General features: G+C 47.1%; 5 protein-coding genes. 3 read left to right on the plus strand and 2 right to left on the minus strand.

Going from position 1 to position 15,849, the window contains the following annotated elements:
• Positions 1-163: 163 nt before the first annotated feature.
• Complete coding sequence (locus tag QUA25_RS23105; RefSeq protein ID WP_333041461.1) at positions 164-4,891, minus strand: glutamate synthase-related protein; 4,728 nt, start codon at positions 4,889-4,891, stop codon at positions 164-166.
• Between the two features lie 1,364 nt (positions 4,892-6,255).
• Here QUA25_RS23105 and QUA25_RS23115 point away from each other — a divergent pair.
• From QUA25_RS23115 to QUA25_RS23125, 3 genes are all read left to right on the plus strand, one after another.
• Entirely contained in the window at positions 6,256-11,748 is a 5,493-nt protein-coding gene (locus QUA25_RS23115) for an AAA family ATPase (RefSeq protein WP_333041462.1), read from the plus strand.
• Positions 11,749-11,913: 165 nt separating this feature from the next.
• Positions 11,914-14,013 (plus strand): phosphodiester glycosidase family protein, encoded by a 2,100-nt coding sequence (locus tag QUA25_RS23120; protein WP_333041463.1) that lies wholly within the window; start codon positions 11,914-11,916, stop codon positions 14,011-14,013.
• A gap of 192 nt (positions 14,014-14,205) precedes the next feature.
• Complete coding sequence (locus tag QUA25_RS23125) at positions 14,206-14,388, plus strand: hypothetical protein (protein WP_333041464.1); 183 nt, start codon at positions 14,206-14,208, stop codon at positions 14,386-14,388.
• A gap of 69 nt (positions 14,389-14,457) precedes the next feature.
• Here the strand turns inward: QUA25_RS23125 and QUA25_RS23130 are convergent, their stop codons facing one another.
• A complete protein-coding gene (locus QUA25_RS23130) occupies positions 14,458-15,591 on the minus strand; it encodes a succinylglutamate desuccinylase/aspartoacylase domain-containing protein (protein WP_333041465.1) in 1,134 nt (377 codons plus the stop codon).
• Between the last annotated feature and the right edge of the window lie 258 nt (positions 15,592-15,849).

Raw genomic sequence — 15,849 nt, forward strand, 5'->3', positions numbered from 1 at the left:
TTGATTGACTAAACTAAATTTTTATCATACCCTATTTAAAGTCACAACAGCTTCTATAGAGCACTCTTGCTCTTGGGAAAGTGATCGATTATTCCGCAAGCTCTAAGTAGATTAAAAAAGAGGCAACTCGCGTTGCCCCTCATCTATTTAACCAACTGGAAAATTACGCTTCCACAGCAATCTTTTGTTCCGAAGCCTCGGGGGAATTAGCTTCACTCGGCGGCACAACTTGCCAGAACTTAGGCAAATATTCCGACCAATTTGCTAAAATCTTATCAGCTTTCTTGCTGCCCGTTCGATCGCGCTGAGCCTCAATCAACTCCTTCAATTGCGCCTCCCCAGCGGCCGTACAAACGCGCTGCATCTTCACAATCTCCCCGTTGACATGAGCCGGGAAACTGCCATCTTCATCGAGGAAATAAGCCAAGCCGCCAGTCATTCCAGCGCCGACATTCCGCCCGACTTTTCCTAACACCACGATCGCGCCGCCAGTCATGTACTCGCAGCAGTGATCGCCCGCACCTTCAATCACAGCTTTCGCCATTGAGTTACGCACCGCAAACCGTTCGCCAGCTTTACCCGCAGCCAACAGAGTTCCCCCCGTCGCACCGTACAAACAAGTGTTCCCGACGATCGCATTTTCGGAAGCATCATAAGTCGCACCAGCCGGCGGTGCGATCGCGATTTCGCCGCCGTGCATCCCTTTACCAACGTAGTCGTTGGCTTGGCCTGACAGTACCAGCGTCATCCCCGGCAAATTGAACGCGCCGAAGCTTTGGCCCGCACTACCAGTGAAGTTGAGGGTGATGTGACCGCTAAAGCCGGTGTTGCCGTGTTGCTGTGCGATCGCACCTGCCAAACGTGCGCCTACAGTACGATCGGTATTCACCAATTTTACATTCTTGCTAACAGTACCGTGATTGGCGATCGCACTTTTAATCTCAGCATCCGCGAGCAAATCGTCGTCTAACACAGGCCCGTTGGTATGTACGTCGCCGTGGATCAAGAAAGATCGATCGCTCTTAGTATCAGGTAACTTGGTCAAACAATCCAAATTAATCGCTTGAGTTTTAGTTAGTTGCACCCCATCGCGCATTTTCAGCAAATCCGCGCGGCCGATGATATCTGCGATCGACTTATAACCCAATTTCGCCAGCAAACTCCGCACTTCTTGTGCTACGAAATAGAAGAAGTTAACAACGTGTTCCGGGGTTCCGGGGAACCGTTTCCGCAAGTGTTCTTGTTGAGTTGTCACCCCTACCGGACAACTATTCATGTGGCAAACGCGAGCCATAATGCAGCCTTCTGCAATCATTGCCACGGTGCCGAAACCGTACTCTTCGCCGCCCATCAAAGCGCCTACAATCACGTCCCAGCCGCTTTTAAAGCCACCGTCAACGCGCAGTAAAACTCGATCGCGCAATTTATTCTCCATCAGCACCCGGTGAACTTCTGTCAATCCGAGTTCCCACGGAGAACCTGCGTGCTTAATCGAACTCAATGGTGAAGCACCGGTGCCGCCATCGTGGCCGGAAATTTGAATCACATCAGCATTTGCCTTAGCGACACCGGCGGCTACAGTCCCGATGCCGACTTCCGACACCAACTTCACCGAGACTCCCGCTTTCGGATTGATTTGGTGCAAGTCAAAAATCAACTGCGCCAAATCCTCGATCGAATAAATGTCGTGGTGAGGAGGAGGCGAAATCAGCGTGACACCCGGTTTCGATCGGCGCAAATAAGCAATGTACTCGCTCACTTTCGGCCCTGGCAATTGACCGCCTTCACCCGGTTTCGCACCTTGTGCGATTTTAATTTCGATTTGTTGGGCGTTCATCAGGTACTCAGGAGTCACCCCGAAGCGTCCCGAAGCTACTTGTTTGATGGATGAAGAAGCTGTATCGCCGTTCTGCAAACCTTTTAAGTGAGGTAGCGTTTGTGAGAAACCCGCCGCGCTCACATCGTTTAGCACTTTGTAGCGCACCGGGTCTTCGCCGCCCTCCCCGGAGTTGGATTTGCCGCCGATGCGGTTCATGGCAATCGCTAGCGTTTCGTGGGCTTCCGGGGACAAAGCGCCGAGAGACATTCCACCCGTGGCGAAGCGTTTGACAATATCTGCTACAGATTCTACTTCTTCCAGAGGAATCGAAGGACGATCGCTCGCAAAATCCAGCAAATCCCGCAAAGCCGTTACCGGGCGATTTTCGAGCTGTTTCTTGTAAACCTCGTAATGGTCGTAGGCACTTTCCGAATTTTTGTCACCCATTGGTGTCATTTTGGGTTCGGCCCCGTTGCCATTACTGTTAGTCTGAGCCTTAAAAGTAGTCACAGCCTTGTGCAAAGCCTTGGCCATTTCCGGGCTGTTCATGTGATATTCGCCGCCCCGGCGGTACTGCACGAAGCCGAAATTTTCCAGCTTTTTCAGAACCAATTCTGGGAAAGCCTGACTGTGGAAAGACATTACCTCGTTAGCCAGTTCCGCGACACTCAAACCGCCGATCCGAGAAACCGTGCCTTTGAAGCCCAAATCGAGCAGATCGCCGCCAATGCCGATCGCCTCAAAGATTTGCGCCCCCTGATAGCTAGCCAGCAGCGAAATCCCCATTTTCGACATAATCTTCAGCAAGCCGTTTTCCACCGCTGTGCGGTATCTAGCTTGAGCCTGCGTCACGGTAATATTGGGAACTTTGCCGTGCTGCATCAAGTTTTGAGTCTTGGGGTCAGACCACCAGGCGCGCACGCTTTCCAATGCCAGGTAAGGGCAAACAGCCACTGCACCGTAACCGAGCAAACAAGCGAAATGGTGAGTGCTCCAGCACTGGGCGGTATCGACAACTAGGGAAGTTTGCATCCGCAGGCCGACGCTAATTAAGTGGTGGTGAACCGCACCAACTGCCAGGAAGGGCGGAATATAAGTGCATTCTGCACTCAATCCAACAGAAGATTCGCCTTCTGCCTTCGAGACTCGATCGCTCAAAATCAGAATTCTCGAACCCTCGCGCACCGCTTGAGCCGCCTCTTGACAAAGTTGCTCGACTGCTGTTTTCAAACCGCTAGGCCCGGCCGCAATTTTGTAAAGCGTTGACAATTCGGTAGCTGGGAAAGACTTTTGCTCTTTCAAGAAAGACAGTTCAGCGTCGTTGAGTACGGGGGAATCAATTTTTAGCCGCTTGGCATTTTCTGGTATTGCTTGCAGTAAATTGCCCCGCAGGCCCACATTCATCGTCAGCGACATCACCATCCCCTCGCGCAGGGGGTCGATCGGCGGATTTGTCACTTGAGCGAACCGCTGTTTGAAATAGTTGTACAGCAACTGAGGCTTTTCTGACAACACAGCCAAGGGAACGTCGTCGCCCATGCAGAAAGTCGGTTCTTTCCCAGAACTCGCCATCTCGACGATCACCATGTCCAAATCTTCGGCTGTATAACCGAAAGCAGTTTGGGTTGCCAACAGCGTTTGCGAGTCGAGGGTTGGGGTTTCGGCAAAAGGCTGCGGTTCCAAGGTTTCGCGGTGTTTTTGCAGCCATTCGCCGTAGGGATGCCGCTTAGCAATTCGCTGTTTGAGTTGCCAATTTTTGAGAATTTCTTGAGTTTGCAGGTCAACTGCAATCATTTGTCCGGGCCCCAAACGGCCTTTTTCGACAATATCTGCTTCGGGAATATCCACAACTCCGGCTTCGGAAGCCACAATTACCAAACCGTCTTTAGTAATGCAGTAGCGGGCCGGCCGCAAACCGTTGCGATCGAGCGTAGCACCTACTTGTTTCCCGTCGCTGAACACCAGCAGTGCGGGGCCGTCCCAAGGTTCTTGAATGCCGCTGTAATATTCGTAAAAATCGACAATTTCTGGATAAGGAGCCAAATCCGGCTGATTTTTGTAGGCTTCGGGAACCAGAATTGTCAGGGATTCTAGGGGGGTGCGGCCGGAGTGTACCAACAACTCCATCACGTTGTCCAAGTTTGCCGAATCGCTGCTTTCAGGATTGACAATTGGGTTAAACGTGTCGATATCCGCTTGACTCCAATTCGGGTGAGCTAAATTGGCTTGCCGCGCCTTCATCCAGGTAATATTGCCCAACAGCGTGTTAATTTCTCCGTTGTGTCCCAGCAAGCGCATCGGCTGGGCTAAGCGCCAGCGGGGCAGGGTGTTGGTGCTGAAGCGCCGATGATAGACGGCAAAGGAGCTTTTATAAGCGGGATTTTTCAGGTCTGGGTAAAATTCTGCCAGTACGGCCGATCGCACCATGCCTTTATAAACGATCGTGCGGCAGGAGAAAGAGCAAGTATAAAAGTCTTCGCGGGTGAAGTTAGGGCGATTTGACAGCGCGTGTCCGATCGTGCGGCGCGCCAGAAATAGATGTCTGTCGAGTTCGTCTCCGGCTAATTGCGGTGAACTGACAATTACTTGTTCGATTTGAGGTTGATTTTCTAGCGCTTGCTCGCCCAAAACCGACGGTACAATGGGAACTTTGCGCCATCCCAAAAGTTTCAGCCCGCGATCGGTCAGAACTTGCTCAACCACCTGCCGCGCTATAGTCGCTTGAAATTTATCTTGAGACAGAAACAGCATTCCCACGCCGCAGTTTTCCCGTGCGGGAGGCACAATTCCCTGTTCGGCAAACCAAGCATCCAGCAATTCCCAAGGAATCGCAGTCATCAAACCCGCACCGTCGCCGGAATCTTGGTCGGCGCTGCAACCGCCGCGATGTTCTAGACAAGTTAAAGCTGGGAGCGCTTTCTCAATAATCGAGTGGGTGGCTTCACCGCTTTGGTTGGCAATAAAGCCCACACCGCAGGCATCTCTTTCTTCCACTAACCAGCTTTGGCCGGCGAATGGAGTTCCTCGCTCAGTTTGATGCACGTTTCTGTTTGGATCGATCGTGTTACCCATGTTGATTGAATGTTATTTCCGTGATTGTGTGGTTGATGCGTTTTTATAGCTCGGAGAGAGAAGGCTGCCGAGCGGTGGGAGCCTAGTAAACTTTAAGACAGCACGTTGGAAGCTGATTTGATTAAAAATTTACGTCTATGCGGCCTGTACTTAGCACTGAAACCCTGTTTGCAGATTTTAAATTATCTCGCTCGCATCCCCTCGGAGATGTCTCCTAGAATACCCTGCTGTTAAAAAGCAGTGATTCTTTGGGCGATCGCCGCCCTGCAACTAGATACATTGCAGGCGCTCTAGTTTTTTGTGTGGGTTTTTCCTGAGTTCAGAAGGGTAGCCTTGCGGACTCAGGTAGATAGTAACTTTAGCGTTATTTTGCTTGCTGCGCTGTTGAGTTGCTTTCGTCAGCGCCCGCAGACACAAAAGCCACCTGCCCGCTCAGTCGGTAGGTGCAATGTAGCAGCGCGGTTCACAACTGGTGAAACCTGTCTTATTGTGAAGTCAACTCTCAAGCCGCGAACATCAAGTTTATCAAAAAATTGATAAAATTTCACCCCTTACACTCAGAGTTTGCGCGCAAGTCTTGTCAGCGATGTCCAGAACCCAGGCTAAGATGCCTAGCCGAAAAAGGTTGACAGTTTTCCATAAGCCTATTTTTTATTTTTTTACCCACAAACTTTTTTGACACTCTCAGGTCTAAAGACGGGCTTGATTCTTGATTCGTTGAGGCGATTTGCTGATGCAGGATTTCTATCTTCTTCAGTACATCTCATCTCTCCCCAAGCGTTGCCTAGATTTAATCCAGAGGTATCGGTCTTCCCGACCGTACCCCATCCTCTCCTGGAGGATGTTTATAGCTGCGTTTTCGTAGCGAGCTAATACACAACCACACTTGCAAATAGGGGTTTTGGTATATAGCATTTTCTTTACCACGACTCCGCAACTAGAGCCTTCTTGGCTGGTTGTATTGCGGATTAACCGCAACCGTGCCTCTCTTAAATACTTTTGCAAAGTATTCAATCCAGAAACAGGAGTCGATACCACTACCCATCGTTAATTTACTTAGCTAAGCAAGGATTTTTCACCATTCTTTTTATCCTATTCATTAGCTTCTTAAGTTCCTATTCAATGAACTGATGTCATTCAATCAGCGTTAGCCTCCTTCATTTTCTACTTAGTCTTAACTGCCTGATCAACATCTCTTACCTAAAATATTAAATCTTGTTTTTTAAATGGCGTTTTTATAATTTGAGGTACAAAGTAGATTAAACTAAGTATAATTAATGAATAGTACGGCCGATAGAGCGAAAATAGTAGATATTAACTCTAAAAAGCTTCAGACTTGACAGAAGTAATAGGAATAGGTAGGTATGGCTAGCATAACAAATATTTTTCGAGGATATCAGATTAACGAGCAAATATACGCAGGCAATCGAACTCTAGTTTATCGTGCCCGTCGGTCTTCCGATCAGCAGCCCGTAGTGATAAAACTGCTGCGAAATGACTTTCCCCGCTTCCACGAACTGGTTCACTTCCGCAATCAGTTTGTCATTACTAAAAACTTAGAGATCCCCGGCACTGTCAAGGCATACAGCCTGGAGACTTACCATAACCACTATGCTCTGGTGATGGAAGACTTTGGCGGAATTTCCTTAAATAGCTACCTCGCTAGTTTAGTGTTCGCCAGCAAGGAACCTCTGGAAGGATTGCCTATTAACGAGTTTCTTCCCATTGCCATTCAAATTGCCAACTCGCTTGACGGACTTTATCGCCACCACATCATCCATAAAGACCTCAAACCTGCCAATATTTTAATTAACCCTGTCAGCAAACAAGTTAAGCTGATTGACTTCAGCATCGCTTCCCGGTTGCCGCGCCAAACCCAAGAAGTTCAAAATCCCAACCTCCTGGAAGGCACTTTACCTTACATATCTCCCGAACAAACTGGGCGAATGAACCGAGGCATTGACTACCGCACGGATTTCTACTCTCTGGGAGTTACATTCTACGAACTGCTGACGAGACAGTTGCCTTTTCAAAGCGAAGATCCCATAGAGTTAGTACACTGCCACCTTGCCAAGCAGCCAATCCCACTCCATAACCTTAACAAAAGCGTTCCATTGGTGCTGTCTGAAATTGTTAGCAAACTAATGGCGAAGAATGCTGAAGATAGGTATCAAAGTGCGATCGGGCTCAAGTTTGATTTGGAGACTTGTTTGTACCAGTGGCAACAAACTGGAGAAATCGCATCTTTTAAACTAGGGCAGCGAGATTTGTGCGATCGCTTCCTCATTCCCGAAAAATTATATGGTAGAGAGAACGAAGTATTCTCCCTACTAGCAGCCTTCGATCGCGTAAGTGCAGGAAGCGCGGAAATGATGCTGGTGGCTGGCTACTCAGGTATTGGCAAAACCGCCGTCGTCAACGAAGTTCACAAACCGATTGTTGCAGCTAGAGGCTACTTCATTAAAGGCAAATTCGACCAATTTGGACGCAGCCAACCCTTCTCAGCCTTTGTACAAGCTTTTCGCGATTTAATGAAGCAATTGCTGAGCGAAACAGATGCTAAAGTTGAACAGTGGAAGACTCAAATCCTGGCAGCATTGGGCGAAAATGCTCAGGTAATCGTTGAGGTAATTCCTGAACTAGAACGGATTATCGGAGAGCAACCACCAGCACCAGAGCTTTCGGGCAGTGCTGCCCAGAATCGCTTCAATCGCTTATTAGAGAACTTCATTCAACTCTTCACAACCAAAGAACATCCCCTCGTCATTTTCTTAGATGACTTGCAATGGGCTGACTCAGCCTCATTAAAGTTGATTCAACTTTTGACGAGCGATCGCGATCGGCGGTATCTCTTTTTAATTGGAGCGTATCGAGATAACGAAGTCAGTCCTGTACACCCTTTGGTAGTGACATTATCCGACATTCAACAAACGGGAGCTACTCTCAATACCATCACCCTCGCGCCGCTCGATTGCGTCAATTTGAATTGTTTGATTGCCGATACTTTAGTTTGTTCTAGAGCGTTGGCTATGCCCTTAACAGAACTGGTCGATCAAAAAACCCAAGGCAATCCATTTTTTAGCACACAATTTCTCAAAATATTGCATGAAGATGGGCTAATTACCTTTAACTTTGACGAGCGGTATTGGCAGTGCGATATCGCGACCGTGCGAACCTTAGCCCTGACAGATGATGTTGTCGAGTTCATGGCGATTCAATTGCAAAAGTTGCCCATCCAGACGCAAGAAGTTTTAAAGTTAGCTGCCTGCATTGGCAACGAATTTGATATAGAAATGCTGGCGGTAGTGTGTGAAAAATCTTCTTCAGATACGGCAGCCACCTTGTGGCCAGCTTTGCAAGCAGGGTTGATTCTCCCACTAACTGAAGTTTATAAGTTTTTCACTTCAGAGGAGTTTGAATTCACAAATCAGAATTCAGAAGAAGAAAGCAATACTTCTGACTTGTGGTTCCAGAATCCCGACTCCTGTAATTACAAATTTCTGCACGATCGCGTACAGCAAGCAGCTTACGTTTTGATTCCCGAATCCCAGAAACAATCCACTCACCTCAATATTGGTCAACTTTTGTTGATTAATACTCCAACAGCAGACAGGGAAGAGAGAATTTTTAATATAGTCAACCAGTTGAATTATGGTGTTGATTTAATTGCCGAACCAACAGAGCGTTATCAACTGGCTGAGTTAAATTTGATTGCTGGACGTAAGGCGAAGACTGCTACCGCTTATGCTGCGGCACGCAAATATTTAAGTTTTGGCAGGGAAATCCTAGCTCCCGATAGCTGGCACACTCACTATGAAACAGCCCTGGAACTGCACGTATTAGCGGCAGAAACTGCATACCTGAGCTATGATTTTCAGGAAATGGAGGAATTAGCAGCTTTAGTCCAGCACCATGCCAAAACGCTGCTGGATAAGGTCAAAGTTTATGAAATCGAGCTTTCTGCTTGTACGGCGCAAGTCAAACCTCAACAAGCAGTTGAAATGGGGTTAGCAGTTCTCAAACTCTTGGGAATCTGCTTTCCAGAAAATCCAACTCCGGCAGATATTCAGCAGAGACTAGAACAAACGGCGTCACTTTTTGCTGGCAAAAAAGTTGCGGACTTTATTGATTTGCCAGAAATGGAAAATCTCCAAAAGCAAGCAGCCTTACGAATTTTATCAGGTTTAGTTTCTCCAGCCTACATCACGGCTCCACTTCTCCTGCCACTGGTTATTGTCGAAATGGTTCATTTGTCGGTTAGTTATGGGAATGCTCCCTTATCTGCTTTTGCTTACGGCTTGTATGGATTGGTATTAAGCGGTGTAGTTCAAGACATTGAAACAGGGTTTGAGTTTGGAAAATTAGCGTTAAATATTGTGGATTTATTTAATGCTAATTACCTAAAAACTAAAGTATACTATACAGTAGGCGTTCACATCATACATGGTAAACATCATGTTAAAGAAACCATCCCTCTTTTAAAAGAGGGCTACACGAGAGGGCTGGAAACGGGAGAGCTAGAATTAGGATATTCAGCCAAAGAAATCTCTCAATATTCATATTTAATCGGTCGGGAAATTACCGGACTCGAAGAGGAGGTAGCGACTTACTGCAAGGCGCTGGTTCAATTTAAACAAGAAGCAGCGTTAAATTATACTCAAATCGTTCATCAGGCTTTATTAAATCTGCTGGGGCGATCGGAAAACCCCTGTCAATTTGTGGGAGATGCCTACAATGAAGAAACAATGCTCCCCTTTCACATCCAAGCAAACGATCGCAACGGGCTCCACTATTTGTACTTCCATAAAATGCTTGTGTGTTACCTATTTGGAGAAACCGAGCAAGCTTTAGAAAATGCTCGGCAAGCCGAACAGTATTTAGACGCGGTGACAGGTATGCTCAATGTGCCGATGTTCTACTTTTATGACTCTCTAGCACGGCTGGGAGTTTGTCACGAGGTGGGTTCATCGGAAGAGAAACAAGAACATCTGCAAAAAGTGAAAAGCAACCAGGAAACCCTTCATAAATGGGCACATCACGCCCCCATGAATTTCTCTCACAAATGTTACCTAGTGGAAGCCGAACTGTTCCGAGTGCTGGGTGAAAATGTGCAGGCGATGGAGAGTTACGATCGCGCCATTTTTCTTGCTAAAGAAAACGATTATCTCAACGAGGAAGCTCTAGCGAATGAATTGGCTGCTAAATTTTACTTGGCATGGGGGAAAGAAAAAGTTAGTCAGGTATATCTAATAGATGCTTACTATGCTTATGCTCGGTGGGGAGCGAAATCAAAAATCGACGATTTAGAACAACGCTACCCCGAACTTCTGGCTCCTATCTTCAAACAGGAGAAAGCTCGTTCGTTTGAGGAAGGTACTATCTCCCATGAGACTTCATTGATTTCTAGCCATCGCCAAACAATTGCTGGAAGTACGAGTACCACAGTAATAGATTTACCAACTGTTATCAAAGCTTATCAAGCTTTGTCTAGCGAAATTAAGCTGGAACAATTGCTCACTACCCTTATGGAAGTAGCGATTCAGAATGCAGGCGCTCAAACAGGAGTATTGATTTTGAAAGAAGACGACAAGTGGACAATCGCCGTCCACTGTAGCGATCGCCAAGGCTGTCTTCTGCAAGAAACTATTGGGATTGAGGAGAGCGAATCAATTCCCCAGACTGTCATTAATTACGTCAAACGCACCCAGAAAATCCTAGTTTTCGATGATGTCAAGACTGAATTAATATTTGCTTCTGACCTCTATATCAAGCAGCACCAACCTAAGAGCATCCTATGTACTCCGATTATCCATCAAGGCAAAATGATGGCAATTCTGTATTTGGAAAATAATCTGACGACAGGGGCATTCACTGGCGATCGCGTCGCTCTCCTCAACATCCTCTGTTCCCAAGCTGCCATCTCGCTGGAAAACGCCCGCTTATATCAGCAATCTCAACAGCTTTATCAACAATCTCAGGATTATGCCCAAAAACTGGAGCAGTCTATCCAAGATCTCAAACAGACGCAACTGCAATTGGTGCAGGGTGAAAAGATGTCGGCTCTGGGAAATTTAGTCGCAGGGGTAGCCCACGAAATTAACAATCCCGTAGGCTTTATCGCCGGCAACTTGCAACCTGCTCAAGAATACGTGGGGGATTTATTCAATTTGATTGATTTGTATCAAGAAAAATTTCCCAATCCCGGAGGGGAAATTGAAGCCGAAATAGAAGAGATGGACTTGGAGTATTTGCGGGAAGATTTGCCCAAATTGATTAGTTCAATGAAGGAGGGAGTCGAGCGCATTCGCAATATTAGTACGAGTTTGAGAACGTTTTCGAGGGCAGATAGCGATCGACCCGTTTCTTTCAATATTCACGATGGGATCGAAAGCACTCTGCTAATTCTCAAGCACCGTTTAAAAGCCAGCGAATTGCGCCCTGCCATTGAAGTGGTGAGAGAGTATGGTAACTTGCCCCTAGTGAAATGCTTTCCCGGACAGTTAAACCAGGTATTTATGAATGTGCTGGCTAATGCCATTGACGCTTTGGAGGAGTCAAATAAGGAGCGCAGTTTTAGTGAAATTAAAGCCCTACCTAATCAAATCACGGTTCAAACTGCTCTGAGCGAAGACAAAAATCAGGTTTTGATTCGGATTAAGGATAATGGAGTGGGGATGTCGGCGGAAGTCCAGGAAAACATTTTTAACCACTTATTTACAACCAAGCCTGTGGGTCAAGGAACCGGGTTAGGATTGTCGATCGCACACCAAATTGTTGTGGAAAAACATGGAGGCACGTTACTCGTAAATTCTTCTTTGGGGCAGGGTTCGGAGTTTGTGATTTCTATTCCGGGGTGAGCCTTTTGTAGTAGGGCTTGAGGGCAATTAGTGCGATCGCCAAAAATATCGGATTTAGTAAGAAGAGACATACGGATGTTCCGGATTTCTACATCCCCATGCGTTTTGAAGTGAAATTGTGAGTTGTAAGCTGTGAAAGGTAATTTTTTCTATTGGCGTCCAATATTGTCAGTCTCGATTTTACCCGTACTGGCGATCGCCCCGTCTTTAGTGTGGAATCAACCCGCAAGAGCACAAGAGGGGGAGAGGGCTGCGCTGATTCATGCTTCGAGAGCCCGCCAGGGAATGAATTCCCTGGCTGATAGCGAAAGTCGGTTAAAACCGACTGAAATATTGAGCCATAGTTCTCTTGAGAGAACTTCAGCTATGAGACAGGGGTTTCAACCCCTGTCGGACTTTAAGTTTGTGACTCAATCCCTACCGCCAGCTTCCACAATCAAACAAGGTCGCCAAGTTTCTCTAAACGGTCGCATTCTGCCCCTAGCTTGGACTCAGCAGCCGGCAGACAGCACTTCTGCGAATTTCCGAACTTGGATTGCTGACGTTGGATTGATGCAAAGTGCGGGAGTGGATTTGCTTAGCAGCGCCGACAGTGCCCAACAACCGGTGCAGTGGTTTTCGGTATCTTTAACCGGTGCTCAAAACTTAGCAGCGCGGGCAACAGGCTCGTATCGTTACTTAGATGTTACCGATTTTGCTAGACTTGCGGGCTGGGAGATATCTGCTGATGGGAATATTCTCAAAATTACTTCTCAAACTGCAAGTGTTACCGGAATTCGGCAAGCGGAAATAGAATCGGGCGATCGCATTGTTGTATATCTCGATCGGCCAGCCCCTTGGCAAGTTAACTTTGTCGATAAACCAAGCCCGTCGCCGACACCCACGCCCAACCCCCCGGACGACCCCACAAAGCCCGCTATTCCACTGCAAAACCTCCGCGCAGCGCCAAACCTCGAAACACCAGACGACCCGACCCAACCCGCCCTCCCGCTGCCAATAACGCCCGCAGCGCCGATCGTCGGTCAAGAATGGTCGATCGCGATCGATGCCAAAGTGGCTCCCGCCTTACTTCAGGACACTTTTCAAACCAGCCAACAATTGCTATCACTAAAAGTCGAACCTGACGGCGATCGAACTAAAGTCAAAGTGAAGATTCCTTTAGGTTGGCGGCCGCAAGTTTTCAGCCTGGGAAATCCCAACCGATTAGTTATCGACATTCGGCCAGATTCGTTAGTAGAAAAAAACATTGTTTGGGCGCCCGGTGTGCAGTGGCGGCAGCAGTATAAAAATTTAGGAACTGCTCGTTTTCCAGTAGTTTGGTTAGAAGTTAATCCCCGTCAATCCGGTATAAAAATTCGACCAATTCTCAGCAATCCGCCGACCGATCAAGGCACTGCACCTTTACTGCAAACAGCAGAAGTGTCGGGTGCGGCTGCGGCAATTAATGCAGGTTTTTTCAATCGAATTAATCGCTTAGCTTTAGGAGCCATTCGGCGGGACAATAAATGGCTTTCCGGGCCGATATTGAACCGGGGGGCGATCGCCTGGAACGATTTGGGCGAATTTGAGATCGCTCGTTTAACTTTGCAAGAAACTGTGATAAGTCCTGCCAATCAACCTTTGCCCGTTTCTCATCTCAATAGTGCCTACGTACAACCGGGAATCGGTCGCTACAATTCTGATTGGGGAACAACTTATACTCCGTTGTCGGGCAATGAAATAGTTGTGACAGTTGCAGGCGACCGGGTTGTCAGCCAATCCCCCGGAGGTGCGCCGGGAACAACAAGTTTTCCCATTCCAGCTAACGGTTATATTTTGGCTTTGCGTTCCGATTTTTCGCCTGCCTCTCAATTCACTCCCGGTACATTATTGCGTTTAGAAACTAACACTTTTCCTGCTGATTTCAACCGTTTTCCGTACATTCTCGGCGGCGGGCCTGTGTTGGTACAAAACAGTCGAGTTGTGCTGGATGCGAAGGCGGAAGGGTTTAGCGATGCGTATGTTAGACAGACAGCAATTAGAAGTGCGATCGGGCGAAATGCTGCGGGGAATTTGCTGATTGTAGCGGTGCACAACCGCGCGGGCGGGGCGGGGCCAAATTTCGCAGAACTGGCGCAGATATTGCAGCAAATGGGTGCTGTGGAGGCTTTAAATTTGGATGGGGGAAGTTCGACGAGTTTGTATTTGGGAGGTAGTTTGCTCGATCGACCTCCGTCAACTGCTGCGAGAGTTCATAATGCGATCGGTATTTTCATTCAACCATAAACCGTCACCTTAAATTGTAGGGTGCGTCAGTGTGCGTTATCTTCTCAAAAATCTAGAATCTCCGCACTGACGCACGCTAAAAACTCTTGTTCCCCCCCTTGCTAAGGGTGGGAGTAGAAGTTTTTATAATCTAAAATCGCAAATCGAGCGGCTTGTTTGTATGTGATGCTAAAGGGATATTCCCCACGAAATTTGCAGGGTCAAGATCCGTTTTTGGCGGTTTTACAAAATGATGCGGTTCCTGTGCGCGATCGCACTTGTGCGATTCCTCAACCGCTAGCCACCGTTATCGATCGCGCTTTAATTGACAATCCTGATATTTATTATACAAATGCGGCGGAATTTAAACAAGCGCTATTCAAGAGTATATCGTAATTTATGGTTCGACTAGCAATAGGTTTTCAGAAACCGGGTTTCTTCAAGAAACCCGGTTTCTTGGTATTCTCAATCTGCCATCACACACAATACATACTCTCCTTGATTTACTGAGTGATTGGTCGAAACATCAAAAATGAAAAGATCCGACTCAGCACAAACATCAACCAAACTCGGAAATTCCCCATTCTTATTAAAGCTGAGAATTTGATAAAGCCGATCGCCCTTTTTGACATAACTCCCCAATTGCACTCGATTTTGAATCATCCCGCCCGCCGGCGCGTAGTATGTGTTCAGCGAATTCTTGGGGGTGAAAATAACTTGATGGGCTGCAGTTTCCCGGAGAGGAAATCCATCTAATTTCAATAAACCCTTACTTGCTAAGTAATTTTTGATGCCCCGCAAGCCATTCGCCACCGACTCGGGATTCATTTCCATCCCCGAACCTAATTCTAAAGTCCAAGCTTCCACATCAAATTGGATCGCACTTCCCAACTCTGCTAAAATCTTCTCCAACGCCAGCCAAGGCTTGAGAAACGCCTCGTCAAAAGCATCGCCGTCGTACTCGTCCATCAAGATTGCACGATCGAGCAAAAAAGCTTTCGCACTCTCCTCGCGGGAATTAAAACAGTAAAGGTAATCTAAACTTTGATTCGTAGAACTGTGCAAGTCCAGCACATAGTCAGCATCCAAACACAAAGATTGTAGCTGATATCGGTAAAGTTCGCTGTACGGGCGGCAACTAGGAGCGTTAATTTTTTCCAACTCTTTCGCAAAAGTCAAAGCAATCGCTTTTCTGTAATTAACTTTGACAGTATCGGCATCAAGATGGATGTGAGACTTAGCAAAACCCAGAATATCTTCCCCTTGTTTTTCAAAATCCCAGAAAATCCGGTTCCAATTTACCCCATCATAAAGATTGTAGCGACCAGGAGAAAAATGGTGCGATCGCTGGCTGACACCTACAGGATTGCAAACCGGAACCAGCCAAATTTCCCCGCTTAACTGACTGCTGTCCAAAGACATTAAAAACTCAATTAATTGGTAAATCACAGCATTACCGCTAATCTCAGCGCCGTGGAGGTTAGATTGGAGATAAGCTTTTTTGCCGGGAATCGCACCTTGGAACTGATAGACTTGCAGTGAAAGCCGATCGCCCGAAGCAAGCTGCACCACAGGAATAGTCGAAATAACTGGAATCATAGAGAAGGAAACGGGGAATGGGGAATGGGGAATTGGGAATTGGGCATGGGGCATGGGGCATCGGGCATTGGTAACTGGTAATTGGTAATGGTTACTAATGACTAATGACTAATGACAACTGCCAACAGACTTATTCCTTAATAGCCGATTTGCTGACGAAGGTCTAAAATCAATACAGTCCTGTGCGATTCGTTTAGTCTAAATGAGTAAAAATACTCAGGGACGGCTAGTATGGCTATCAAGCCATAACAACTAAAT

Source organism: Microcoleus sp. Pol17C6, assembly GCF_036701145.1.
Lineage (GTDB): Bacteria > Cyanobacteriota > Cyanobacteriia > Cyanobacteriales > Microcoleaceae > Microcoleus.